Origin of the sequence: Acinetobacter sp. CFCC 10889, assembly GCF_003268395.1 — a bacterium.
Lineage (GTDB): Bacteria > Pseudomonadota > Gammaproteobacteria > Pseudomonadales > Moraxellaceae > Acinetobacter.
Map to the genome: position 1 here is coordinate 1 of NZ_LQXQ01000218.1, position 239 is coordinate 239.

Sequence of the window (239 nt, forward strand, 5' to 3'; positions counted from 1 at the left end):
CAAAAAGTATGCTGAGAGAAAGACAGGTAAGAATTTGATACTATAGGGAAATGCAAATAACTCTACAAATCAAATGTCCTACCTGCCTGAGTGACAGTATAAAGAAAAATGGTATAAAAGTGTATGGTAAGCAAAATTACCAATGCAAAATATGCAAACGTCAATTTATCGGTGACCATGCACTAAGTTACCAAGGCTGTCACTCAGGGATCAAAAGCAAAATACTACATCTGATGGTT

Annotated in this window: 1 protein-coding gene; it reads left to right on the forward strand. The window is 35.6% G+C overall.

Annotated features, from left to right (window positions below; all coding sequences use genetic code 11):
* Window positions 1-50: 50 nt before the first annotated feature.
* On the forward strand, window positions 51-239 hold a 189-nt coding region (locus tag AVJ19_RS21415; protein ID WP_162626544.1), incomplete at its 3' end, for an IS1 family transposase.